Genomic DNA, 25,302 nt, shown 5'->3' on the forward strand with positions numbered 1-25,302 from the left:
GCGATCAGCACTACGGATTAGAAAAAACTAATGCAGTACATCTACGAGGCAGACATTGCGATCGCTGCCGCCAAACAAGCAACGATTCTGTGCAAACACGTGCAGCACTCGATCCAGTTGACAAGTTTAGAAAAGCTCGATCAGTCTCCTGTCACGATCGCGGATTTTGGATCGCAGGCGATCATTTGCCGATTCCTCGCTGAACATTTTCCGCAGGATGCGATCGTGGCAGAAGAATCCTCTGCCCTTCTGCGTCAATCTCCGACCCAATTCAGTGCCGTTCAGAAGCTTATTCCTGATGCAACTCCGGAGCAAATCTTGGACTGGATCGATTTGGGACAGGGCAAAGTCGAAGAACGATTTTGGACACTTGATCCGATCGATGGAACGAAAGGTTTTTTGAGAAATCAGCAGTATGCGATTGCGATCGCCTTGATTGAATCCGGCGAAGTCAAAGTCGGTGTTCTGTCCTGTCCTGCGTTTGAAGAGGGCTGCCTATTTGTGGCAATTCGGGGTCAGGGTACGCGCCGAATTTCACTCGAAACTGGCGCATCTCGCGCGCTCTCAGCTTTAGATGCGCCAAATTTTCGTCTTGCTGAAAGTGTAGAAACCAGCCACGGTGACCCAGAGTTACAGCGCAGGATTGCTCGATCGATTGGATTCACAACTCCATCGCTTCAGATGGATAGTCAGGCAAAATATGGTGCGATCGCATCCAGTCACGCCGGACTCTACATGAGACTACCTTGGAAAGAAAAGCCGAACTATCGAGAGAACATTTGGGATCATGCAGCGGGTGCCATCATCGTCGAAGAAGCGGGGGGACAGGTCACCGACATGGACGGCAACCCCCTCAATTTTTCGGCCTCCGCCCAACTGATTGAGAATCGTGGCATCATTGCGAGTTCAGGTGAAATTCATGCAGCAGTGCTGGCATCAATAGCGCAGCAGATGTCCCAAACGACCCCGGACAACCAGCAGGGTGAATAGAGAGATCGTGGCACTCATCACCAAATTTGTTTTTCTCAAGTCTGTGCCCCGCAGGAGTACCTCCATCATGATGGCAGGCAAAACAATCCCGGCACTCGCTAGCATCAAATACAGCTTTGGCTCATGTTTCAGAACATTCGTAATCATCGCCAGTAAAATTCCGAGCGGGATGAAAAATGTGCTGTAGAAGATAAACATCGATGCCAGTGAGAAATCCCACGTGGCAATCTGGACGGTTTGCTCCAATACAAGGAACAGTCCGGCCGTCGCAACGAACCAGAGCACGGACAAAACCATCAACATTCTGGGTGAGAGCCAGTGACGAATCTGTTTTGCGATCGCACGCGATCCGTTGGGGAACATGTGCTGCCAAGCCAGATAAATCGCTGCTCCAATTGCGCCACCAGCTGTATTTGTACAAATATCAATCCAACTCGATGCCCGCCACGGTAGAAAAACTTGCAGCGTTTCTACCAGAAGAGACAGCGCTGTACTCAAGATCACAACGAGTAAAAATGTTGCTTTCGGTCTGAATCTTCGCTGACGCAATTCGTAAGCTAAATCAATCCCAAATGGCATAAATAGAAAAACATTGCCGACAATATCGCTGAAGCCACTTGCATGCTGAAAAAAACTGCGCATTGCGCTTCTGAATGTCACTCCTTCTGCTGTGAAATTAAACGGCAATAGCGTTACCAGCAAAACGAGTAAAACACTACTTAGCGTAATAAAAATCGAACGATGGGAAGAAGAATTGCTCATAGTCTCAAAGCGATCGTGCGTGACTGTTGATAGAATTTGGAGATTTTTCTAATCGGCAAACCGAGTGCTCTCACTCTCTTCATGCTCGGCAGACAGTATTCCGTTCAGGATCAAATCAATCTTGTCCATCTACTGTAGCGAAACTTTTTGAGACTGCAATGTCAGTGCGGACATAGCATAGGGTTTACATGATCTCAATCACAAGAATGAGTGAATTTTCTACTGAATTGTCAGTAATCTACATGGATTCAAATTTGAGGCACCCTTGCACGATTGCCCAATTTCACTTCCTATTCAATCACCCAAATGGAATTTTTTGCACCTCTATTTTGTTTAAGTAAAGATGACCAAGTTTGGATAAAGATTACGTAGAAATACTGGAAAATTATGCAGAGATGGTAGAGACTTGACTCAGCCAACCTTCAGACGATAATTACAACGTCAACCAGGGGCAACGTCTGCTTGAGTCCATAAGTTCTGATCGAGGTCAAGCTCAATGGACTGTGATTTTAGCGTCCTGATGCCGTGAGGTGCAGAAAGTTTATGAGTAGTTCGAGTTGTCGGTTTTGCGGTTCACCACTGCATCATACGTTCGTCGATTTGGGAATGTCGCCACTGTGCCAAACCCATATCACTCCTGAGCAATTAAACGAGATGGAGCCGTTTTACCCACTCCATACTTATGTTTGTGAGAATTGCTTTCTAGTGCAATTGCAGGAGTTCGTGAGTCCCCAAGACATCTTTACTGAGTACGCTTATTTTTCGTCCTATGTTGATGCGCTGCTCAAGAATGCTAGCGATTATAGCGATCTAATGGTTGAGCGCTTCGGCTTCAATGCTCAGAGTAAAGTGGTTGAGATTGCCAGCAATGATGGATATCTGTTGCAGTATTTCCACAAAAAAGGCATTCCCGTATTAGGCGTTGAACCTGCAGTCAACGTCTCGCAAGTTGCAAAAGACAAAGGCATTCCCGTAGTCAACAAGTTCTTCGGTGTGCAGACTGCAACCGAACTTGCTGCCGACGGCAAAGCTGATTTGCTTCTAGGTAACAATGTCTTGGCACATGTTCCCGACATTAATGATTTTGTCGGTGGCATGAAGATTATGCTGAAGCCAGACGGCGTCATCACAATGGAGTTTCCGCATCTGATGCGGCTGATGGAAGAGAATCAATTTGACACGATTTACCACGAGCATTTCTCGTATTTGTCCTTCATGGCGGTAAATCGCATTTTTGCATTCCACGGGCTGACATTGTTTGATGTGCAAGAAATCCCAATTCACGGTGGATCGCTGCGGATTTACGCGCGCCACACCGACGACGAATCGAAGCCGATTAGCGATCGTGTGACTGAACTGTTAGAACGTGAGAAAACCGCTGGATTCGACAAACTCGAAACCTATTCTCATTTCACAGAACAAGTCAAAGAAACCAAGCGCAAATTACTGGAATTCTTGATCACTGCCAAGCAGAAAGGGAAGACCATTGCAGGATATGGTGCGCCTGGAAAAGGAAACACCTTGCTCAACTACTGTGGTATCCGGACTGATTTTCTGGACTACACGGTCGATCGCAATCCTTATAAGCAAGGTAAGTACACGCCTGGAACCCATATCCCCATCTACTCTCCGGACAAGATCCGAGAAACAAAACCCGATTATCTGTTGATTCTTCCCTGGAACGTCAAAGACGAAGTGATGGAGCAAGTCTCTTACATTCGTGAATGGGGCGGTCAGTTCGTGGTTCCTATTCCTGAAGTCAAAATTTACGCCTAGCACTTTTGGGTGTGAGTTTTGATGCGAGTTTTGCCAGTCTTGTGTTCTTGATGAGCTTTGAGTTCTACCGTTGTTCAAATCGATTTATGAGTGGAAGTAGTGTAGGCGCGAGCCTCAACGAAGAGAAACTAATGACTAACCCAACCCAAACCCGACTCCGTACGAAAGACATCATCGCTCAAGACCTTGACTATATCTGTGGCAACCTCACTGAAGAGTTTGGCACGATGGCAGGCAAGAATCTACTCATTACCGGTGGTGCAGGCTTCTTAGGTTACTATTTTGTCCAAGCCGTTTTACATTGGAACCAGAAGCAAGAATCAGCCCAGCAAATTCGCCTCACAGTCTACGATAACTATTCACGAGGCGTTCCGACTTGGCTAACGGATCTCAAAGATGATCCAACTTTGACCTTACTCAAGCATGATATGACTCAACCGTTGCCCGCAGATATGGGCGACTTCCAGTACATCATTCATGCAGCTTCGATTGCGTCTCCCACGTTCTACCGCCGAGATCCAATCGGCACCATGGATGCCAACGTCAACGGACTTCGCAATCTGCTGGAATACTTCAAAAATCAGAAGGATCAAGGTAAAGAAGTTGGCGGATTTCTATTCTTCTCGAGCAGTGAGATTTACGGCGATCCGACTCCAGAGAACATCCCAACTCCTGAAGACTACCGGGGGAATGTTTCCTGTACGGGACCTCGTGCCTGCTATGACGAAGCGAAGCGCTATGGCGAAACGCTGTGTGTGAACTTTGCTCAACAGTACGGATTACCGATTAAATCTGCCCGTCCGTTCAACAACTACGGACCTGGCTTGAAAATTACCGATCGACGTTTACTTCCCGACTTTGCACGCGATGTCTTCAGTGGTCGAGATATCACGATGCTTTCGGATGGTTCACCAAAGCGTACCTTTTGTTATTCGGCGGATTCGATTACGGGTTACTACAAAGTTCTCGTCAAAGGTCACGCAGGCGAAGCTTACAATATCGGAATCGAAACCCCTGAAATCTCAGTTCTAGAACTCGCTGAAAGAGTCGTTGCGCTCTCGAAAGAACTGTTTGGATACGAAGGTCAAGTGATTCGCAAAGTGAGCGAAGACAAGGACTATCTGGTTGACAATCCGGTTCGCCGTTGTCCTGTCATTGAGAAAGCAAGAACTCATCTCGGCTACAATCCAACGATCGGGATTGAAGAAGGACTACGTCGATCGCTAATTTGGTACGAAGGCAATCAAGAAGCGGAGGATGCATAATGCAAGTTTCAATTATTGGAACAGGTTATGTTGGCTTAGTTTCAGGCGTTTGCTTTGCAGAGAAAGGACATCAAGTATTCTGTGTTGATGTCGATCAATCAAAAGTAGACCAGATCAATCAGGGCGTTTCTCCCTTCTATGAGCCTGGATTGAATGAACTATTAGAGCGCAACATTCACACTCGGCTCAAAGCCACGACTGATTTCCGCCAAGCGATTCTCGACACAGATCTTTCACTCATTGCTGTGGGAACTCCATTTGACGGTAAAGAGGTCGATCTGACTTACGTGAAGCAAGTCGCTCAGCAGATTGGAGAAGCACTCAAGGATAAATCGACTTATCACTTAGTCGTTGTCAAAAGTACTGTTGTGCCTGGAACAACTGATCAAGTGGTTCTCCCGATTCTCGAAGCCGCTTCAGGTAAGAAAGCTGGTGTTGACTTTGGTGTGGGAATGAACCCGGAATTTCTCACCGAAGGTGAAGCGATCGACGATTTTATGTACCCGGATCGGATTGTGCTCGGCGGGATTGATGAACAAAGCATCGATATGCTAGACGCACTCTATACGGGATTTGAGAATGTCGATCGCTTAAGAACGAACAACTCCACTGCAGAGATGATCAAATACACGTCAAACTCATTGTTGGCGCTGTTGATCTCTTTCTCGAATGAAGTTGGTAATCTGTGTTCTGCAATTGGCAACACCGACATTGTGGAAGTCATGAAAGGCGTCCATAACAGTCGTTACTTGACAACCGTGCTGCCCAATGGCGAGCGTGTTGTTCCGCCCATTACTAGCTTCCTCGCCGCAGGCTGCGGATTTGGTGGAAGCTGTCTCCCCAAAGATGTGAAAGCTTTGATCGCTCATGGTGAGAAGTATCAAAGTCCGATGCCCTTGTTAGATGCAGTCATTCAAGTCAATCAATCTCAACCGCAGCAAGTCATTGCCCGATTGAACAAGCATTTTCCGTCACTCGATGGAGTGAAGATTGCAATTCTTGGTCTGTCATTTAGACCGAATACGAATGACATGCGCGAAACGCCTGCAATTCCCTTGATCAAAGCACTCAAAGCACAGAATGCATCCCTCAAAGCTTATGATCCGGTTGCAAATTCAGAAGCAGCAAAGTTGATCCGCCCAGAAGAGGCTGAACTTTGCAATAGCTTGAAAGAAGTCCTTGAGAATGTTGATGCGATCGTGCTTGTGACTCGTTGGGATGAGTTCAAAGCCGTTCCCGAACTGATTGCTCAATTTGATCCACAGCCCGTCTTTGTGGATGGTCGCCGAATGTTGGATAAGAATTCGATCCAACGATACGAAGGCATTGGACTTTAAGCAAGACAGCAATCCTTGATCAAGATAATCGCTCGATCAAGGATTGACCCTGGTTACAATTGAAGTAAGGAACCCTTATGCACACCGTTTATTTCGATTCCCCGGTGAGTGACGAAGTTAGACGCGATCGCCTTTACAATGGTCAGCTATTTCTTTACTCTCCTCGCCCTAGCATGTTGGCACTCTGTGAACATGCGCGTCAAATGATTGCAGCGGCATTCGCTCCACTCGATCCGACTCAAGCACAACATCAGTTAAGCGTCGAAGAATTTGTCGCGATCGCTGCGTCACTTAAGCCTAGTTTTATCCATCATCCCAAGTCAAAGCAGCTCATTCAGAAGATTCTGGAAGAGTATGGCTATGACTTAGAGAAAACATATTTTGATGTACCTCGCTTAAAAATCATTACGAGTCACGCCTATCTCACAGCAGGAGTCGGATATCCTTTTCATCCTCACAGAGATACCTGGTACTGTGCGCCTCCAAGCCAAGTCAATTGGTGGCTACCAGTCTATGAATTTGAGTCAGAAAGCTCAATGGCATTCCATCCAAAATACTGGAACCAGGCTGTGAAAAATAGCTCTAGTGGATTTAACTACTACGAGTACAACAATACAGGTCGTAAGAATGCTGCTCAGCATGTGAAGAAAGACACTCGTTTTCAGCCTCGTGCCGAAGAATTTGTAGATATCGATCCACAAGTTCGTCTAGTGTGCGAAGTCGGTGGAGTTCTATTGTTCTCTGGCGCACAGATGCATTCAACTGTGCCAAATACTTCTGGACACACCCGTTTTAGTATCGATTTCAGAACCGTTCATCTCGATGATCTCATTGCCAAGCAAGGCGCACCAAATATCGATAATGCTTCTACTGGAACTGCGCTCAGAGACTTTATGCGAGCGACAGATCTCGCTCAGCTGCCTGAAGAAGTTGTTGCCTTATACGAAGATACTCCTCCGCCTGAAGGCGAGTTAGTGTTTCAACCGCCTGTTGCTCTCGCTGCCTATTAGAGCCAATGAATATTACTGACCTCAAAACAGTGCTTGATCCCCAAGCGATCGGTGAAGATCTGCATCGCTTTGCGACTACGTTATATCCCATCTGTCGTAGCATTACGGGCGATGGCTTCCGAGAAACGTTGCGTCAAATCGAGCAATTTATTCCACTCAAGCGGTATGAAGTGCCCACTGGAACACAAGTGTTTGATTGGACAGTGCCGCGTGAATGGAATATCCGAGATGCTTACGTCAAAAACTCTAAAGGGGAGCGCGTCATTGACTTTAAACAGCACAATCTGCATGTTGTGAACTACAGTGTTCCAGTTCATGAAACGATGTCGCTGGAAGCCTTAAAACCGCATCTATTTAGCTTGCCTGAGCATCCAGATTGGATTCCGTATCGCACGTCTTACTACAAAGATACCTGGGGGTTCTGCTTAACTCATCAGCAGTTGCTCGACCTACCAGAGGATCAGTATGAGGTTTGTATTGACTCAACGTTAGACGCTGGAAACTTAACCTATGGGGAGTACTACTTACCTGGAGAAGTCGAAGATGAAGTCTTAGTCTCTTGTCATGCTTGCCATCCATCTTTAGCAAATGACAATCTTTCAGGAATTGCGATCGCGGTGTATCTTGCTAAAGCCTTGAGTGAGGTTGCTCGCCGCTATTCCTACCGCTTCATCTTCATTCCAGCCACGATTGGGTCAATTACTTGGTTGAGTCAAAACGAAGATCAAGTCCATCGCATTAAGCATGGTTTAGTCCTGAGTTGTCTAGGCGATCCAGGCAGGTCAACCTACAAGAAAAGTCGGCAGGGGAATGCAGAAGTCGATCGAGCTGTCACCCATGTTCTGAGCCATTCGGAGCAGGATCACAACATTATCGATTTCTTGCCCTATGGCTATGATGAGCGGCAGTTTTGCTCACCCGGGTTTAATTTGCCTGTGGGTTGCTTTATGCGATCGCCCAATAGTAAGTTCCCGGAGTACCATACCTCGGCAGACAACTTGGACTTTATCCAGTCTGAATGCCTCGCAGACTCCTTTGTGAAATGCTTAGGAGTGCTGTCAGTCTTAGATCACAATAAGATTTATGTAAACCAGAATCCGAAGTGTGAACCTCAACTCGGTAAACGGGGACTCTATCGATCGATAGGAGGTTCCTCTGGAACTGGATTGAATGAGCTTGCATTACTGTGGACATTGAATTTGTCAGATGGACAACATTCATTGCTTGACATTGCAGAGCGATCAGGATTTAAGTTTGACGTGATTAAGCAAGTCGCAGATGCGTTGATCGAGACTCATCTGTTGAAGGAATCGGCTAACTGAGAAAATTCATTAAGAGGGATATCTGCATGAAAGTTGTTTTGTTTTGTGGCGGTCTAGGCACTCGGTTGAGAGACTATTCGGAAAAAGTTCCCAAACCGATGGTCAACATCGGGTATCGTCCTATCTTGTGGCATTTGATGAAATACTATGCTCACTATGGACACAAAGATTTCATTCTCTGTCTGGGATACAAAGCAGACTATATCAAAGAGTACTTTTTGAACTACAACGAATGCCTCTCCAATGACTTCGTGCTATCCGCAGGCGGCAAGCAAGTTCAAATGATTGGGAGTGACATTCACGACTGGCGGATCACCTTTGTTGATACTGGGTTGTCTTCTAACATCGGACAGCGCCTAAAAGCAGTTGAAAAGTATCTCGAAGGCGAAGAGATGTTCTTAGCCAACTACAGCGATGGACTTAGCAACCTGCCGCTTGATGACTTCATCGATCACTTCATGCGACATGACAAAGTTGCAAGTTTCCTCTCTGTGAAGCCGACTCAGACGTTCCACGTTGTCTCTACTCAAGAAGATGGATTAGTCAAGAGCATTGAACATGTGAACAATGCGGATCTACGCATCAATGGTGGATTTTTTGCGCTCAAGACCGAAATCTTTAAATACATGCAGCCTGGTGAGGAACTAGTGATTGAGCCATTCCAGCGCTTGATTGAGAAAGAGCAATTGGTTGCTTACAACTATGATGGCTTCTGGACTTGTATGGATACATTCAGAGACAAGCAAAATTTGGATGATATGTATTCTCAAGGGAATCCTCCCTGGGAAGTTTGGAAGACCCGCAAAACGCTCTAAGTTGCAAATCTGAGAAGGTGAAAATGCTGAAGTTGATGTTCGATCGAGGAAAAGACGCTGAATATCGGATTCTGTGTCTGGGCGCACACTGCGATGATATTGAAATCGGATGCGGTGGCACGATTTTGAAACTAATCGAAGAGTATCCGAACGCAATCTTTTACTGGGTTGTGTTTAGCTCTAGCGAAGTGCGATCGAAAGAAGCGTTCGAGAGCGCAGATCGATTTTTAGCAGGTGCGAAAGTTGAGAACATTGTTGTCAAAAACTTCCGCAACAGTTTCTTTCCATTCGTGGGTACTGAAATCAAGGAGTACTTTAACGAACTCAGCCAAGCATTTTCACCCGATCTGATCCTGACGCACTACAAGCATGATGCTCACCAAGATCACCGCGTGATTTCCGATCTCACTTGGAATAGCTATCGGAATCATTTCGTTCTGGAATACGAAATTCCCAAGTATGACGGGGATATTGGGAATCCAAATTTCTACGTTCCCGTTAGCGAAGAAATTTGCAATCGCAAGATTCAAACGCTGATGGAAGTGTTTGAAACGCAGAAAAAACGTCAGTGGTTCACTGAAGATACGTTCCAAGCCATCATGCGGCTCCGAGGCATTGAATCGAATGCGCCCAGTAAGTTTGCAGAGGCATTTTACAGTCGCAAGTTAGTGTTTTGATCACATTTTCGCGAGCATCTAAAATGAAGCAGAAAGCCTGATAGTCATTGATTATCGGCTTTCTGCGATCGTATTCATCAAACTGAAAAAAGCAAGATGACTCAATTTGATAACTATGAAGATATCGTTGTTCACTGATTCGCTTAATTTGCTTGCAAAATCGGTGTCAGTTTGACGTGATATTCTGCCTCAAACTCCCCTTTTTTGAAATCCAAACTCCACAATTCTAGCGAACAAGGATCATCGGCTTGAGTCGGGGTGATAAGCAACTGAAAACTGCGTTGAACTGCATCAAAACGACATTCAATCGATTGAATGGCTCCGATTTGACGGCGATCGAGGGCAACTGCTAAACGCAACAATGAATGCAATTGTTCAACGACTCGCCGATGGTGTTTGCTCGTTAAATTTCGGTAGGTTTCATGACGTTTCTTAGGTGCATTTTTACGATGATAGCGAGCAAGATTCGCGATCGTTTCAATCTCCATTTCCGTAAACCCTAACAATTCGGCATGTCGGATCAGATAGTAAGAATGCTTGTGATGCGAAGAATGTCCAACATGGTGCCCGCAGTTGTGTAGAATCGCAGCCGCCCAAAGTAAAATTCGCTCTTCCTCGCCCCAAGTATGCAGTTTGCCCTGAGTTTGATCAAATAAACTTAGGGCAAATTCTGCAACTCGTTGGCTGTGCGCTAGATTCACCTGATACTTCTGTGCTGTTTTGAAGACACTTCGTTCGCGAACCGATTTCTGATAGCGTAGCCGATCTTCAATCAGCCCATGTGCCACCATCCAATCCACAATCACGCCTTCTCGCAGCGATCGCTCACAGATGACGATCGATTCCGCCTTCAATTGCATCATCACTTCCAGCAGAATCATCGCTCCAGGCAAAATAATTTCTGCTCGCCGCTCATTTAATCCGGGAATGACTAAACGCTCTGAAAGACTCATTTTCCGTAACCGATTCACCCAGTCGCGCAAATCTTTTACGGACATTTCGCAGCCATTCAACGGAGTTGGAACTGTGCCAAATTTCTCGCGTGCATTGAGTGCGACTAAAGTTTCGATCGTGCCTGACGTTCCAACCATACGCAGACGTTCTCCAGGTTTGACATGGGCTTGGAGATCCTCAATCGATCGTTCCAACATGCCCCGAATATAAGCCTGTAGCGCATAAAATTCAGTTGAACTAATTGGATCGGTTTTGATATGTTCAGCCGTCAGTCGAACCGCGCCCACCTTGGTACTACTAAGGGTGCGAGGCTCATGCCCATCTCCCAAAATTAGCTCAGTTGAACCGCCCCCAATATCTACAATCACATGCGGCTGATTATCAAAGCTCATCCCCGACAGCACACCGAGATAAATCCGCCTCGCCTCTTCCGCTCCTGAAATTAAATTGACCCAAAGTCCAAGCTCATTCTCAATTCGTTGCAGAAATGCTTGTCCATTCGGGGCTTCGCGGACAGCACTTGTTGCGACCGCAATCACATGTTCGGCGTTCACACTTTTGGCGACATCCTGACATCGTCGGAGGGCTGCCATTGCGCGATCCATTGCCTCTTCTGACAATTCCCCCGTTTTCTTACAAAAATCTCCCAATCGCACGGTCGCTTTCTCTCGTCCAACAATCGTAAACGCAGGTAAATGAGGTTGAATGCGGGCAATCACCATATGAATCGAATTCGTTCCGACATCGATTGCGGCGAGGATGCGGTCTTGATCAGGAGGAATGATGGGAAGCGTCACCGGATTATTCTGGGGTTTCGGGATGGAGTTAACCATGAGACTAGACGTACTGCGATCGAATAAAGGGCTATTAGAGGCAAGAGCGAGAACACCAAACGTCTGACGTGAACAAAAGCGATCGAACTACTTCTAAACTAAGGTTTTACCTCAAATCTTGAGCAATTCAGCGGATCTTTACACAAAAACCGCGCTAAGTTCTTTTATAGACCTGCGATTGACCAATTTTCTATGTGGACTCAGCCGAATCAATCTCCAGAACCGACTTGGCGCGTAATTGCGCGACTTCTACGCTGGCACAAGCCTGAAGGACGACTCATTTTAATGATTCCGGCTCTGTGGGCTGTGGTCTTGGCTGCACAAGGCAAACCACCAGCATTATTAGTCGGCATTATTATTCTAGGAACTTTAGCGACCAGTGCAGCAGGTTGCGTTGCAAATGATCTCTGGGATCGCAATATTGATCCGCATGTCGAACGGACTCGCGATCGTCCTTTGGCTTCAAGAGCACTTTCTGTCAAGGTTGGAATTGGCGTTGGGCTAATTTCACTCTTGTGTGCTGCCGGATTAACAGTTTTTCTGAATCCACTCACATTCTGGCTGTGTGTTGCCGCAGTCCCGGTCATTTTGCTGTATCCAGCCGCGAAGCGAGTTTTTCCAGTCCCGCAGTTAGTGTTATCGATCGCGTGGGGGTTTGCAGTTCTGATTAGTTGGAGTGCGGTCAGTTGCCGTGATACATCAAATTTAGTGTGTCTGACTCAACCGATGTGGTTGCTCTGGGGCGCAACAATTCTCTGGACGTTGGGATTTGACACAGTGTATGCCATGTCCGATCGCGAAGACGACAAACGAATCGGTGTGAAATCAAGTGCCTTATTCTTCGGTCGATACGCGCCTTATGCAATCGCTGCCTTCTACGTCGGAACCGCATTAATTCTTGCGAAACTCGGTGTAGTAATGGGATTAAATGTCTGGTACTGGAGCGCATTAGGGTGCAGCGCGATCACCTGGGCATGGCAATCTTATCAACTCACCCAACCGACAATCCCCCATTCGTTTTACGCTTTCAGTTTCAAGCAGAACGTTTGGATCGGCTTTATTCTCTTAGGCGGCATGATTGCTGGAATCTAGACATCAATCCATTCAACTCGAACGAAGTGAGCCGGACGACCCCAACTGTCCTGCACGCTCGAAACTTCTCGAACCCTCAAGTTAAAGGGTACTGCGGTTGTAATGTACTGCTGGACGATGCGTCCTAACTCTGGGGTCAGTTGTGCAGCAGTCGTTGCAGCCACTCCGAATCCTAACAATTGCTCGATCGGCGTGCGAGGCAACACCAAATGGAACCCAAACGCGATCGCAGCCGTTAACAACATCCCGACTGAAAGATTCGTTCCACAACGTGGATGCACTGCGAGATTCCATTCTCCATGCGTAATTCGGGACAACGCTTGATTTACAGCCCGTCTGACATCAACTGTGTTCGCCTGTCCGTAGAGATAAAATCCCTGCTCGGTCGATAATCCGCCTAAACTGCTATTGTCTTCCCAATCAGTTTGGGGTGAGCTACGCCGATCGGGTAATCCGCTCAAAATCCAAACAGTGGCATGCTCTAGGGCATGAACTTGGCGCACTGTCAGCATTTCTTTCAGTCCTGGAAGAAATCCAATTTTCCTAAGCAACTCAGTGTCTTGAGCCACTTGAGGAGTTGGAAGGAAAAAATTCAAAAACTCATCGAACTCAGAAGCATTTGCAGTCATAACAAAGCAACTTCAGACAATCCTAGAGAAGTTAGTGTCTCAACTCTAGCGTTTGTTTGCTGAAGTTGCAGGGTGGCTGTTGCAAATCGTTGCGACTTTTAGCTGAAAAGATTTGAAAGTGGAACCGCTGCTGCGGGTGCAGGTGGAACGCTTGGCGAATTTGGTGCGACTACAGGACTGCCGACTCCACGCGCCACTTCTACGCCATTTTGCTCCAAAATTACGAGCGGATCAGACCCCCCATTCATTTCAATTCGCTTGACTAAGACCTGTCCACCTGCAATGCGTTGCCCTGCTTGAACATAACGGCTTGTCGCCTCATTGGGAGCCTGAATAATGGCTTGAGGCACACCTGCAACAACAATCACACCTGTTACTTGCACCGATTTCGCAAGAGTCGGATCTGGCAGAGGTGGTAGTGCTTTAATGGGGGATTGCTCTGGCGATTTTGCAGCCACGACCTTCGGATTTGGACGGGATGCAACAGCAGGTTGTTTCGCAATCGAGCGATCTCCAACATTCGGGCTGACAGCAGGTTGATTCGCAGTTTCAGGCAGTTTAATGGGAACTTTGAACGAGACGATCGGCGGAATGCTAGAAAATGGATCTTTGCCTTTGGTATTGATGCCGCGTTGAACTTGTCTCGCCCGTTCTGCTGGGTCAGTTGATTGCAGCAGCCCTGCGACCTTGCCTGCTTTACCTGTCGCTGCGTCTTTCTTGTCTTTATCCTTCTCTGGAACAGTGGGTTTTGCAAAAGCCTGGGTTGGGGTCGAAGGCGATGCCGCTGGAGAAGGACTGGCGCTCGTAACAGTTGGCTCTTCACCCACCGTACATCCGCCTATCCAGACTGTTAATGCGCTCGCGCAAAGTACCAGCGTCCCTTTCGGGATTCGTGCTGTGATTTGCTGTGTAAACCGCTTGCTCATGACCACTCCAAAAATTCGACTTAAAAATTCGCCTGGATCACCGTTCGCAGTACAAGCTTGAAATTGACCCGCAGCAGAGAACGATTCAGTTAGTGCAAGTGTGCCCAAATCCGATGGGTTTTTTACTCGCTGCTAATTTTTGAGCGAATTTTTAGAGAAGCTGGGATTAAGCTTCGCTGCAAACCATGATGCTTTGCAGTTTCTGAAGCCCTTTTTTCACTTGGCGTGAAACCGTCACAGCGCTGATTCCTAGTCGCTCAGCTGTCTCTTTCTGAGTCAGGTCATATAGAAAAACAAATTCCAACACTTCACGAGTGCGCTGTTCTAATTGGACGAGTGCCTGCTGCAGCCGAATTTGATCTTCTTGAGCCAGTTGAAAACTCCGATACCGTGAATCAGGAACGAGATCGCCTAAAAATGCTGTGCCTTCTTCGTCGCCGACAGGAGCATCTAAACTGAGCAGCGCGCGATTTTGCACCGAGAGCCGAATTTCCTGCCATTCCTCGATCGAGATATCCAATATCGCAGCGATCTCAATATCGGTGGGTTGCCGCCGCTCTTTTGCTTGAAAGTCACGGATCACGTGAGTGGCTTGACGTTGTAGCGCTTGCCAACGGCGCGGAATTCGGACTGAAGGGCTTTTGTCCCGTAAGTAGTGTTGGATTTCTCCTCGAATGTAGGGAATTGCAAATGAGCTAAATGCATGACCTTTCGACATATCAAACCGCTCGATCGCTCGAATCAGCCCAATACACCCAACTTGGAGCAAATCGTCGTAACTCTCAGTACACTGATTCATCCAGTGGTGAGCCTCTTTTCTCACCAGTCCAATATTCAATTCAACCAATTGATTACGAATAGCAGCAGTTGCAGTCGTTTGATATTGATGAAGCAGTTCTAAGGTTTCACTTTTGAGGTCGGTAGACACAAGATTAGGCATGACGAATTCAGTGGTTGGCGCAAAAGCTCAAGAAGAAATCAAACCGTTTTGCTGATTCAAACTGTGAGGGTAGGAATCACACCGGAAAGACATTTAGAGAAAGTGAACAAATAATGAAACCGCGTTTCTTGCTCACTTTTCATGACACATAAAACTTATTTCTTCCAGCGAATTTGTTACAACTGCATTTCCACGGAACGTCTGTCTACCGTGATCTTGGTCACTTTTTTAACGAATTTTTAACGAATTTCTGATTAAGATTAAAACTTGTTTTTATCAAAAAATAAATAATAAAAATGGGGCTATCTGCCCCATAAAATTGAATATTTTGAGTTGAGATCGCACTAAGTTGTGGATCTGATTATCGGTAATTACGCTGCAGGTGCAACTCGTGCGTAGAACAATCCACGGATTTTTACCTCGCTTGCTTCACGCGATCCCATATCGGTTTCTGAGGGTTGATCGCTTTCAAAGGTTCCTGCAATTTCGCCCGATGCACTGTCGATTTTTGCAACTTGCAGCGAGATAGTGCCTTTATCCAACTGGAAACGCTTGACGTTTTCCTTTCTCAATTCTTCAGAGTCAGCCGAAGCAGGAAGTGCAACTGCGTTGTCATAGCCTGTGGTCAGACCCCGACCTTTCGGATCAAGGAAGTTGGATGTCCGGTAGGAGGGCACACGGAATTCGCCGGTAAAGTCGGTTGACGTGTTGATGCTCGAAGAACCCGGATCGGTGGTTGCAACTAGACCTTTAATCGTGAACAAGAACGGCACGCGTTCGCCCCCAGGAAGCTGAACGGTAATCGCTTGGAAGTCCAGACCATCTTCTTCGGTGAAGGTCAAGCTACCATCAGAGTTCGATTTTAGGGTTCCTGAAACTGCATCGATCGAGGAAGTATAGCGAGTCATCAACTTCGCCGGGACAAACTCAGCTTCGCGACGCTTGCTCGCCGTTTCTTCTTTGACGAAATAAGATGTGGGTTGCAGACACAATCCAGTGATTGAGTAGGTTTTGCCGCTCTCAATCGGGATAGAGCCACGAGAGGTGGCTTCGATTTGGGGGCAGTTATTTGCCAAGCCCGTGTTACGGATTTGCTCGTAGGTTAAGCCTTCCGTACTGGCAGCGGGAGCTTCACTACAAGCGGTCAAAACACTCAGGCAGAACGCCAACAGTGTCACAATAAAAGCGCGATACCTCATGGTCAACCTCAAAGTAATGTCAAATTTCTGCCAGTGCGTTCGGGCGGGAGTTCAAAGAAGTCAATCTCGGAGAGTGATTCTTAGAAGGGCGCTCTAAACTGCTGTCAGATCTCATGGAGTTTCTAATAAATTCTGGAGTGGCTCTGATCGAACCTCTCATAGCATTTTACAGATATTCGTAAACTTTTTAAGAATCGCCCGCGATCGCATGTGTGGAAAAGTCGATTCGGCGCGATTCGGCTGCTTACGAAGAACGAACGAAATGCTCGAAAAGCAGTACCGTATTAGATTGCGCCCCTACGCTAGGAACGAATTGCATGAATGATGATGATGTGATGTTTAGAGAATATGCCTCGAATTCGGAGGCGCTATCGCGCGATCTCGATCAAATTGCCCAAGAGATTCGGACGATTGCAAAAAACTCGCGGGGAGATGGAATCGCGTTGCTGGCATTGCTGAGAGTTTTAGAAGCCCTCCATCGTGAAATTCGTGAGGGATTCTTCCAAGAGTCTTTGCCCAGTAATCGACAGGCGCTTTACGCGTTGCTGAAAGATATTGAAGCCAGTGGCGGGTGGCCCTATATCCATCGAATGCGGCTACAGGAATTTCTGAATAATTTGCTGGCTGAATCTAGCTTAGATTCGCCTGAATAAAAGTAAAAAGCGCTAGAAATGAAACTCCTAGCGCTTTTCTGAGTGAAATTGTAAAGTTTTGTTACTCGTCTTTTGGTTGACGGCTAGCGGTCTGGATATAGAGAATCAGCAAAAACACGCTCGGCACAAGCACAAACAAAATCGACGCAATAAATCCTAATTCATTAACTTGCATAAAGCCCGATCCCTTCTAAACTCGGCATCAACACTTTTCAGGATACCACTCATTAGGGTTTCGTCTTTACGCTGACTGCCCCGTTGACTAAAGCCTGACAGGCAAGACGATAGGAAGCTGGTTTTTTCTTGAGTTTACGCTCCTCAAAGGCGGTTCGAGGCGAGAGATTCTCCATTCCTTCAACCACTTCGATGATGCAAGTTCCGCACTGTCCATACCCCCCGCAATTCATAAGTTTGCCACCGAGCGTGTAGAGATCCACTTGATTCTCGATCGCTTTAATCCGCAAATTTGCCCCTTGAGCCGCAACGACTTCTTTGTCTTCTTTGATGAATTTGATGCTGGCAGACTGAAACGCAGGTTTCGGCGGTTCAGCGCTCATCCCTTCTTCAGGTTGGACGTCAGAAATCGCTTGGAGGTCAGTATCGGCGGGTTGCATAGTCTTCCTCTTAAAGAGATAAGGGTTAGTATCCACTCTATTTGTAACTCAAATCGCGCCAAAAGTTAAGAATGATTAAGAAGTGAAACGGGCGAGTCGTCGGAATTTCAGGCGATTTCATATTCGCTTGCAATCGTTTCTAACACTGGTTACACTTCTTTATACACTTTCATTTTTTATGAATTCCTTGTCATACTGCCGATTCAACGTTCTAAGGAATGGCTGGATCATCAGAAACGGCGGGGGGACAGGATGCCTTATCTGGTAAAGTTACCCATATTAGGCACTTTAACAAAAGGCTGAAAGAAGCGTTGCAGTAGACGTAATTTAGAGGAGGAGAGTAGTCAATGGGACTACCCTGGTACCGCGTACACACAGTCCTGGTGAACGATCCGGGGCGGTTGATTGCGACTCACCTGATGCATACCGCACTGGTTGCAGGTTGGGCGGGATCAATGGCGCTTTATGAGCTTGCGATTTTTGACCCTAGCGATCCAGTTTTGAATCCTATGTGGAGACAAGGCATGTTCGTGCTGCCGTTTATGGCAAGACTCGGCGTGACTTCTTCTTGGGGCGGATGGAGCATTACGGGTGAAACCGTCACCGATCCAGGCTTCTGGTCGTTTGAGGGCGTTGCAGCTGCCCACATCGTTTTATCAGGTTTGCTGTTCTTAGCAGCTTGCTGGCATTGGGTTTATTGGGATTTGGAACTTTTCCGCGATCCGCGTACAGGTGAGCCTGCACTCGATTTGCCGAAAATGTTCGGGATTCATTTGTTCTTGTCGGGATTACTTTGTTTTGGCTTTGGCGCGTTCCACTTGACTGGATTGTTTGGTCCAGGAATGTGGGTATCGGACGCGTATGGGGTGACAGGGCATATTCAGCCTGTTGCGCCTGAATGGGGACCGTCTGGATTTAATCCGTTTAATCCAGGTGGGGTCGTCGCACACCACATTGCGGCGGGAATTGTCGGCATTATTGCAGGCTTGTTCCATCTCAGTGTCCGTCCGCCAGAGCGTTTATATCGCGCTTTGAGAATGGGGAACATCGAAACGGTGTTGTCGAGCAGTATCGCGGCTGTGTTCTTTGCGGCTTTCGTGGTTGCAGGAACGATGTGGTACGGCAATGCGACGACTCCGATCGAGTTGTTTGGTCCGACTCGTTATCAGTGGGATAGCGGCTACTTCCGCCAGGAAATCGATCGTCGAGTTCAGGGTGCAGTAGCGGATGGCGCGAGCTTATCAGAAGCGTATAACCAAATTCCTGAGAAATTGGCGTTCTATGACTATGTCGGTAACAGCCCCGCGAAAGGTGGTTTGTTCCGTACAGGTCAAATGAACAAGGGTGACGGGATTGCTCAAACTTGGCTCGGACATCCGGTGTTCAAGGACAGCGAAGGTCGTGAGTTGTTTGTGCGTCGCTTGCCGAACTTCTTTGAGAACTTCCCAGTTGTGCTTCAAGATGCAGATGGCGTGATCCGCGCTGACATTCCGTTCCGTAAGGCTGAGTCGAAGTACAGCTTTGAACAAGCAGGTGTAACGGCAAGCATTTACGGTGGAAAGTTGGATGGTCAGGTGATCACCGATCCAGCGCAGGTCAAACGCTTTGCGCGTGCGGCTCAGTTGGGTGAACCGTTTGAATTCGATCGTGAAACATTGAATTCGGATGGTGTATTCCGGACTAGCCCGCGTGGATGGTTCACGTTTGGTCATGCGGTCTTTGCATTGTTGTTCTTCTTTGGTCATATCTGGCACGGATCTCGGACGATTTTCCGGGATGTGTTTGCTGGGGTTGACCCAGATTTGTCGGAAGAACAAGTCGAATGGGGACGGTTTGCGAAAGTGGGTGATAAGACCACGCTTCGGGAACCTGTCTAAATGGTTTAACGGGTCTAGGCAGGTTGCTTAGGCCCGGTTCGATTCTTTTGTTGGGACACCATCATGGAAAGTGCAGCGTATATTTTGATTTTGGCTTTGGCGATCGGAGTTTTGTTTTTTGCGATCGCATTCCGCGAACCTCCGAGAATTGGTAAGTAAATCCTTCTGTGAAAGAACCCGTCTTGACTCAAGACGGGTTCTTTTTTGCGCTGATTTTGGGCAGGGTGATTTAGGATGTGAAGGTTGGGTTATCTGAGCTTGTGAGCGTTTCTTCGCGTCAAATGGATTATTCTAGTCCGACTCGCTATCGAATTCGGGCTGTTCAGCCGCAGGATTTGAACGAAATTGCGGGAATTTTGGTGGATAGTTTTCCGCTGTATCCGCCGTTTTTGCCCTGGTTGGGTGCGATTATTCGAGTCGGAATTTATGAGGATTTGCGGAGTCGAGCGCGCTCAATGACCTCAAACTATGCGTGTCTCGTCGCGATCGATACGACGCATCGGGATGAATTAATTGTGGGAACGGTGGAAGTGGGGATACGCAGTGCCAATCCTTGGCAGCCGAAAACGAGCCAGTATATTTATTTGTCAAATTTGGCGGTGAGAGAAGAATTCCGGCGGCAGGGCATTGCAGAACAGCTGTTATTGGCGTGTGAGCCTTATGTAGAAAGTTGGGGCTATCGCCAGATTTATCTGCACGTTCTAGAGACGAATCAGGCGGCGAAAGCATTGTATTTCAAGTTGGGGTATCGATTGGAGGAAATTCAGTTGAGTTGGGATTGGTTTTTAGGAAAGCCAAGACGGATGCTGTTGCGTAAGGAAATGCGATCGACACATGCAAGAGAGGCTTAATCTGAATTTCCCAACTTGCTGTTAGCGTCCCATGCTGTGTACAATTCGCTGCTCCTTGAGGTTTAGAACCCGCCAAGGGTGCCTGTGTTGAATTAGCTTCTGTTCATGCCCTGAGGAAATTGACGTGGAAATGGATCAGATTGTCTTGCTCATTACGAGTCTTCTAGCATTCTATCTGGCATGGAATCTGGGCGCGAATGATGTTGCAAATTCGATGGGAACCTCGGTGGGTTCTAAAGCTGTCACGCTCAAACAGGCCTTAATCATTGCAGGAACTCTAGAATTCACGGGCGCAGTCTTGCTTGGTCAAACTGTTTCTCAGAAACTCGTTACAGGCATCATCAATCCCGCCCAATTCACGCCCCAAATCTTGCTGATTGGGATGATTTCGGTCTTAATCGCCGCAGGAGTTTGGTTGAATATTGCCACAGTGTTTGGATTTCCCGTGTCGTCTTCTCATGCAACTGTCGGCGCGATCGCAGGCGTTGGCTATCTCGCGTTCGGCAAAACTGCTGTCAATTGGAGCACGATCGGTCTTATTTCTCTCACTTGGGTGATCACTCCCTTAGTGAGTGGCACGATCGCGGCTGTTTTTTACAGTTTGATCAAACAATGGATTCTCGATCAACCTCATCAACTCGAAGAATGGATTCCCTGGCTCAGTGCCGTATTGATTAGCGTTTTCGGTGTGATTGTCTTTCCGACGATCGCCAAACCGATTCAAACTATTATTCATTTACCGATTCCATCTATTTCACTCATGCTTGGAGTCATTGGAATCGGAACGTTATCCGTTTATGGATTCCAAAATTTACAGACCGTAGAAGCGACGATCGCTAAATTTCAAGTGGTCAGTGCCTGCTTTGTCGCGTTTGCTCATGGCTCAAATGATGTTGGCAACGCGATCGCACCCTTTGCCGCGATCGTCTACATTCTGCAAACTGGAAACTTGCCGTTAGAAGACTTCCAGATTCCAGTTTGGAGTTTGATACTCGGTGGAGTTGGCATCGTTGCAGGGTTAGCCGTCTTAGGCAAAAAAGTGATTTCAACGATTGGAGAAGGAATAATTCCTTTGCAGCCTAGCGGCGGACTTTGTGCAGAACTCGCAACAGCAACCACAATATTGATTGCCTCTCGTATGGGATTTCCGGTTTCGACTTCTCACGCTCTAGTGGGCGGTGTTGTTGGAGTGGGATTTGTTCAAGGCATGAAAAGCATTCAGTTTCAAACTCTGAGATCGATCGGTTTAACTTGGTTTGTGACGATTCCCATTGCTGCTGTGCTCAGCGGAATTTTATTTTTGATTTTGCGTACAACTTTCATTGAATTTTAGACAATAGAGTTTATCAACTCTTCACTGGGCACTATAGGTTGTGAAGTTATCTACAGCCGGATGTCAAGGGTGAAGACCGATGGAGCAAGAGCAATCATGGGGTGATTCGCGCCCACCGAATCAAAATGAAGAGATTTCTGCTACATCTGGTGCAAGCACCGATCGGCGGGAAATTACGGAACTGCGCGAGGTGAATGCGCAGTTGAGGAAAGAGGTTGAAGAGTTACGGTCTCAATCTCAGCTTTCTCTCAAGCCCCAAAAACCTAAAGTATCAAAATTAAGGTTGGGGCTTTGGCTCGTTTTGCTTTCGACTTTTGCGCTGTCGATTCATAACGTGATTGTCCGCATCACGATCGGGCAACCGATTCGATTATTTGGTCTATTTTCCGCGGGTGGCTTTATCCAGCCGACAATCGGGAATTCGTTATTGATTCTCTGGATGCGAATGCTGGTGGTCGTGCCTTTGATGATTGGCATTGCGGGATTTCTTTACCCTCCGGTTTGGCAAGATCTTCAGAAAGTCCTGCTGAAGCGCGATCGTCGTCCGCTTTGGCACATTATCGGCAGCGGTATTTTTCTGTTTTTGTCACAAGTTCTGATTTATATTGCGATCGCACAAATTGGGCCAGGTGCTGCGGTCACGATTCTATTTATGTATCCGCTGCTCACGGTTCCCCTCGCTTGGTGGTTGTTTAACGATCGACCAACTCGTCTGCGGGTTGTCGTGATGGGATTGATTTTGTTGGGTGTAATTTTGACAGCTATTCCCAGTTTAATGGTCGCAAAACTGGGCGGAGGCGTGTTTTTTGCCATATTCTCCGGAGCGGCATTCGCGCTGTATTTAATTTTGATGCAGCTTGGATTTCGCAAAGTGCATCCGGTTCCCGTCAGTGTGGTGCAATTTCTCACGGTGCTCGTTTGTACGAGTGTGAGTCTATCCTTACCACTTCAATTAGGGGTTGCAGTTTCAGCGACGGGCAGACCTGGATTATTCATAGGAGGTCTAGTCTTGGGGGCGTTCACTCTCGTCGGATACCTCTCGAACAATTTCGGGGTGCGCTATATGGGGGCGGCACAAGCTTCGATCATCGCATCGAGTGGTCCTGTGTTAACGGCGTTGCTAGCCGCTGTGATCATCCGTACTAAGTTAGATTGGGTACAAATTGCTGGAATTTTGCTTGTGACGATCGGGGTCACTGCTCTGAGCTTTGAGCGGATGAGAAAGACCGCAAAATCTGCATAATGGGAAAGGTGTTACTCAAATAATGTGATGCGATTTGCGGTTTCAAGTGGATCTGGGCAAGTTTTAGCGAATGGGTCGTTGCGAATTCAGACTGATGAGTCTGGAGTGCAACGACTTTGTTTTGAAAGCGATCGTGGAACTTTCATTGTGGGTGGTGAGATTGGCGAAGATGGAGATCTCACTGAGGCAGGGCAGGAATTGTATCGGCAATTTTTTCGGGCCTGGGGTGTGATGGGAATTAAGATGACTTCGCTCTAATATTCGCAAATTGGAGATGAGAGAGAAGCGAATTGTTCTCTATCTTTCATGGAATTTGAATTTCGACTCTGCTCAACCTGTGAAGACCTCGGATCTAGAGGGTTGAGCAAAGTCGAAATGTAGCGCGATCGCTCAACTTAGCGATTTAATCGCGATGCAAGTGAAAGAAAACCTTCAAATTGCACTTGATTGTCTTTGATCGAACTCGCACCGCTAATGCTCCGAATGCTACTCAAGCTATCTTGAAGCTGCGTGGCAAATGGATTGCTTGACCTCGATGCACCGAATATCATCGGAAACGCCGCAGTGTTCAAAAAGCTCATGAATGCGCCTTGATTGACATAGAAATAGCCTAAATTCGCATCGGGGAAGGGTGCGATCGCAGATTTAAAGTTGGCAGATTGCGGTAGAGTCCGAGTCGGTGTCGGGCTAAACTCGCTCATTGATCCGCCTCCAAATAACATCACTAAAGTCTGCTCATCTGTCCAACCATGACTTAAGAAATTCAGCGATCGACCTTTCTCAATGGATCCAAAACTCGTGACAGGTTGACCTGCCAGGGTAGATTGATGGACGAGCGCTTGCCCTAAACGAGGGGTGACAAACTCCTGGAATTTCTTTAATCCCGCTTCGGCGGCAGCGCGATCGTCTGTTTGCACCATCATGCCGAAGGCAATGTCTAACCCTGGCGAAATCGAGGGAATAAATCCTTGGCGAGTCGGATAAGCAAATATCGCGTACTCTCCATTCATCCAAGGGAAAATATCGCGATCGTCCACGCCAATGAAATCCTGCATCCACTTCCGGCTTTGTTCCAAGTTTTTCTTCCAGGATGGCTGCGATTCTAGTCCTAGCGTCAATGCTTGCCAATACAGCGCTAAATTCTGGCTATTGGACATCATGTAATTGACTTCTGGCAGGCGACTGAGAATCTGATTGCGAGTGGTCAACGGAGTTAACAAATTCTCTGGAACAGATTGAGTCAAATTCACGGCAAATTGCGCGCGTAATCCTGTGGATTCTGCCCAGACAAAGCCTTCGGCGGTGTCATAAAACTTTGCCAATGGATCCAGTAAACTCGGATCGAGCACGGGTGGCACAGGTAGGTTGGGATTTTTCTTGGTCAGTTCTTCAATCTGCTGTTGATTGAGTTGAGTAAACGCTTTGAGAAATTTGCCATACTCGCCATAGAGCGTCACGATCGATTTAAGCGCTTTCGGGTTTTGCTGAAATTTTTGAAACTTAGGATTTTCACTCAGCTTGCCTTGTGCATCGAGCAGTTCTTGAATCGCTTCCGTTGAAGTTGAACTGACAAAATGATTGGGAAGAACCGCGATCGCAAATTTGGGTTGAGTCGGAACGAAACTTGAGTCTTCTGAATCAGGGTCAGGTGCATCAGGCTGAGGTTTCTTGACAGTCGCTTTAGGCTCAGCTTGAATCGGTATTTTTTCTGCTTCAAACTCCAGGATCGTCACGCCTTTATACTGCGCTTCTTTCGGGGCTTTCTTGCGGCTTTTTTTAACACGATCGACATATTGCGCCAAAGCTGCCGGGTCTTTCACATCGGAAATCGTCACGATGCTTTTCGCTGAAAGAAAGGCAACTCCAAACTGCTCGCCTAGCCAGGGTTTAATATCTTTCTCGAAACTTGCATCTTTTTCAGTGGGATAGAGCAGACTGCCTGGAAATGCAAATCCGTCGGGGAACAACTGAAACTGGCTTAATTCTTGCCAGCGATCATCTTGCGTGTTGACGAGTACGACTCCGAGTGTTTCAGACGGGAGAATTGTCGAGAGAGAGAGCCGGGTTGGCTGAGTCAGGGGGGCAACGACAGGAGTCGGCGCAGTCACCGCTTGAGCAGGACGAACCGACAAATCTGAGAAACTGGCTAGACTCAATACAGCCAGGGTTGAGAGCGCAGATCGTTTTAGCAACATGAGTTCACG

At 47.2% G+C, this 25,302-nt stretch carries 25 protein-coding genes; 16 read left to right on the forward strand and 9 right to left on the reverse strand.

Going from position 1 to position 25,302, the window contains the following annotated elements; genetic code table 11:
* The first annotated feature begins 30 nt into the window (after positions 1–30).
* Positions 31–990, forward strand: coding sequence for an inositol monophosphatase family protein (locus J0L70_RS15395; protein WP_287455194.1), 960 nt, complete (start codon positions 31–33; stop codon positions 988–990).
* On the opposite strand, the gene J0L70_RS15400 is transcribed toward J0L70_RS15395, so the two are convergent.
* On the reverse strand, positions 937–1,752 hold the full coding sequence (locus tag J0L70_RS15400) for a VanZ family protein (RefSeq protein WP_268183697.1): 816 nt from the start codon (positions 1,750–1,752) through the stop codon (positions 937–939). The genes J0L70_RS15395 and J0L70_RS15400 overlap by 54 nt on opposite strands.
* Positions 1,753–2,295: 543 nt before the next feature.
* Between J0L70_RS15400 and J0L70_RS15405 the strand changes: the two genes are divergently transcribed.
* The 7 genes from J0L70_RS15405 (at position 2,296) to J0L70_RS15435 (ending at position 9,954) form a co-directional block, all read left to right on the forward strand.
* On the forward strand, positions 2,296–3,528 hold the full coding sequence (locus tag J0L70_RS15405; protein WP_190653573.1) for a class I SAM-dependent methyltransferase: 1,233 nt from the start codon (positions 2,296–2,298) through the stop codon (positions 3,526–3,528).
* 131 nt (positions 3,529–3,659) lie between these two features.
* The gene (locus J0L70_RS15410; protein WP_051077844.1) at positions 3,660–4,793 is read left to right on the forward strand and encodes an NAD-dependent epimerase/dehydratase family protein; all 1,134 of its coding nucleotides are present in this window, start codon (positions 3,660–3,662) and stop codon (positions 4,791–4,793) included.
* Entirely contained in the window at positions 4,793–6,130 is a 1,338-nt protein-coding gene (locus J0L70_RS15415; RefSeq protein ID WP_268183694.1) for a UDP-glucose dehydrogenase family protein, read from the forward strand. The genes J0L70_RS15410 and J0L70_RS15415 overlap by 1 nt, the downstream gene beginning before the upstream one ends.
* A 77-nt stretch (positions 6,131–6,207) precedes the next feature.
* Positions 6,208–7,140: a phytanoyl-CoA dioxygenase family protein gene (locus tag J0L70_RS15420; protein ID WP_017286607.1), complete on the forward strand. Its 933-nt coding sequence runs from the start codon at positions 6,208–6,210 to the stop codon at positions 7,138–7,140.
* Between the two features lie 5 nt (positions 7,141–7,145).
* Complete coding sequence (locus J0L70_RS15425; RefSeq protein WP_287455195.1) at positions 7,146–8,462, forward strand: DUF4910 domain-containing protein; 1,317 nt, start codon at positions 7,146–7,148, stop codon at positions 8,460–8,462.
* A gap of 26 nt (positions 8,463–8,488) precedes the next feature.
* Positions 8,489–9,277 carry a glucose-1-phosphate cytidylyltransferase gene (locus J0L70_RS15430; RefSeq protein WP_017286605.1) on the forward strand — a complete coding sequence of 263 codons (789 nt, stop codon included), beginning with the start codon at positions 8,489–8,491 and terminating at the stop codon, positions 9,275–9,277.
* Between the two features lie 23 nt (positions 9,278–9,300).
* Positions 9,301–9,954, forward strand: coding sequence for a PIG-L deacetylase family protein (locus J0L70_RS15435; protein ID WP_017286604.1), 654 nt, complete (start codon positions 9,301–9,303; stop codon positions 9,952–9,954).
* Positions 9,955–10,097: 143 nt separating this feature from the next.
* Here J0L70_RS15435 and J0L70_RS15440 read toward each other — a convergent pair whose 3' ends face one another.
* Positions 10,098–11,741, reverse strand: a complete 1,644-nt coding sequence (locus J0L70_RS15440; RefSeq protein WP_268183684.1) for a Ppx/GppA phosphatase family protein — start codon at positions 11,739–11,741, stop codon at positions 10,098–10,100.
* 192 nt (positions 11,742–11,933) lie between these two features.
* On the opposite strand from J0L70_RS15440, the gene J0L70_RS15445 reads away from it, so the two are divergent.
* Complete coding sequence (locus J0L70_RS15445; protein ID WP_017286602.1) at positions 11,934–12,833, forward strand: 4-hydroxybenzoate solanesyltransferase; 900 nt, start codon at positions 11,934–11,936, stop codon at positions 12,831–12,833.
* On the opposite strand, the gene J0L70_RS15450 is transcribed toward J0L70_RS15445, so the two are convergent.
* The 4 genes from J0L70_RS15450 to J0L70_RS15465 all read right to left on the reverse strand — a co-directional run bounded on the left by J0L70_RS15450 (position 12,830) and on the right by J0L70_RS15465 (position 16,527).
* Positions 12,830–13,462 carry a DUF6391 domain-containing protein gene (locus tag J0L70_RS15450; RefSeq protein WP_287455196.1) on the reverse strand — a complete coding sequence of 211 codons (633 nt, stop codon included), beginning with the start codon at positions 13,460–13,462 and terminating at the stop codon, positions 12,830–12,832. The genes J0L70_RS15445 and J0L70_RS15450 overlap by 4 nt on opposite strands.
* A gap of 98 nt (positions 13,463–13,560) precedes the next feature.
* On the reverse strand, positions 13,561–14,496 hold the full coding sequence (locus J0L70_RS15455; protein WP_287455197.1) for a hypothetical protein: 936 nt from the start codon (positions 14,494–14,496) through the stop codon (positions 13,561–13,563).
* 58 nt (positions 14,497–14,554) lie between these two features.
* Complete coding sequence (locus J0L70_RS15460; protein ID WP_017286599.1) at positions 14,555–15,328, reverse strand: RNA polymerase sigma factor SigF; 774 nt, start codon at positions 15,326–15,328, stop codon at positions 14,555–14,557.
* Between the two features lie 371 nt (positions 15,329–15,699).
* Positions 15,700–16,527 carry a photosystem II manganese-stabilizing polypeptide gene (locus J0L70_RS15465; RefSeq protein WP_017286598.1) on the reverse strand — a complete coding sequence of 276 codons (828 nt, stop codon included), beginning with the start codon at positions 16,525–16,527 and terminating at the stop codon, positions 15,700–15,702.
* A 212-nt stretch (positions 16,528–16,739) separates the two neighbouring features.
* On the opposite strand from J0L70_RS15465, the gene J0L70_RS15470 reads away from it, so the two are divergent.
* Positions 16,740–17,180, forward strand: coding sequence for a hypothetical protein (locus J0L70_RS15470; RefSeq protein ID WP_017286597.1), 441 nt, complete (start codon positions 16,740–16,742; stop codon positions 17,178–17,180).
* Between the two features lie 61 nt (positions 17,181–17,241).
* On the opposite strand, the gene psbM is transcribed toward J0L70_RS15470, so the two are convergent.
* Both psbM and J0L70_RS15480 read right to left on the reverse strand, forming a co-directional pair.
* On the reverse strand, positions 17,242–17,355 hold the full coding sequence (gene psbM, locus J0L70_RS15475) for a photosystem II reaction center protein PsbM (RefSeq protein WP_017286596.1): 114 nt from the start codon (positions 17,353–17,355) through the stop codon (positions 17,242–17,244).
* 52 nt (positions 17,356–17,407) lie between these two features.
* Complete coding sequence (locus J0L70_RS15480; protein WP_353736640.1) at positions 17,408–17,794, reverse strand: 2Fe-2S iron-sulfur cluster-binding protein; 387 nt, start codon at positions 17,792–17,794, stop codon at positions 17,408–17,410.
* Positions 17,795–18,141: 347 nt separating this feature from the next.
* Here J0L70_RS15480 and psbB point away from each other — a divergent pair, with 347 nt between their 5' ends.
* The 6 genes from psbB (at position 18,142) to J0L70_RS15510 (ending at position 23,356) form a co-directional block, all read left to right on the forward strand.
* Entirely contained in the window at positions 18,142–19,671 is a 1,530-nt protein-coding gene (gene psbB / locus J0L70_RS15485) for a photosystem II chlorophyll-binding protein CP47 (protein WP_017286594.1), read from the forward strand.
* 63 nt (positions 19,672–19,734) lie between these two features.
* Positions 19,735–19,830 carry a photosystem II reaction center protein T gene (locus tag J0L70_RS15490; RefSeq protein WP_017286593.1) on the forward strand — a complete coding sequence of 32 codons (96 nt, stop codon included), beginning with the start codon at positions 19,735–19,737 and terminating at the stop codon, positions 19,828–19,830.
* A gap of 122 nt (positions 19,831–19,952) precedes the next feature.
* The gene (locus J0L70_RS15495; protein ID WP_017286592.1) at positions 19,953–20,522 is read left to right on the forward strand and encodes a GNAT family N-acetyltransferase; all 570 of its coding nucleotides are present in this window, start codon (positions 19,953–19,955) and stop codon (positions 20,520–20,522) included.
* A gap of 130 nt (positions 20,523–20,652) precedes the next feature.
* Entirely contained in the window at positions 20,653–21,855 is a 1,203-nt protein-coding gene (locus tag J0L70_RS15500) for an inorganic phosphate transporter (protein WP_287455229.1), read from the forward strand.
* 79 nt (positions 21,856–21,934) lie between these two features.
* A complete protein-coding gene (locus J0L70_RS15505) occupies positions 21,935–23,098 on the forward strand; it encodes an EamA family transporter (RefSeq protein WP_287455198.1) in 1,164 nt (387 codons plus the stop codon).
* Positions 23,099–23,125: 27 nt separating this feature from the next.
* Complete coding sequence (locus J0L70_RS15510) at positions 23,126–23,356, forward strand: hypothetical protein (RefSeq protein WP_017286589.1); 231 nt, start codon at positions 23,126–23,128, stop codon at positions 23,354–23,356.
* Between the two features lie 137 nt (positions 23,357–23,493).
* Here the strand turns inward: J0L70_RS15510 and J0L70_RS15515 are convergent, their stop codons facing one another.
* The gene (locus J0L70_RS15515) at positions 23,494–25,293 is read right to left on the reverse strand and encodes a DUF3352 domain-containing protein (RefSeq protein ID WP_287455199.1); all 1,800 of its coding nucleotides are present in this window, start codon (positions 25,291–25,293) and stop codon (positions 23,494–23,496) included.
* Positions 25,294–25,302: the final 9 nt, after the last annotated feature.

It is taken from the genome of Leptolyngbya sp. UWPOB_LEPTO1 (assembly GCF_017302695.1).
Classification (GTDB): domain Bacteria; phylum Cyanobacteriota; class Cyanobacteriia; order Leptolyngbyales; family Leptolyngbyaceae; genus Leptolyngbya; species Leptolyngbya boryana.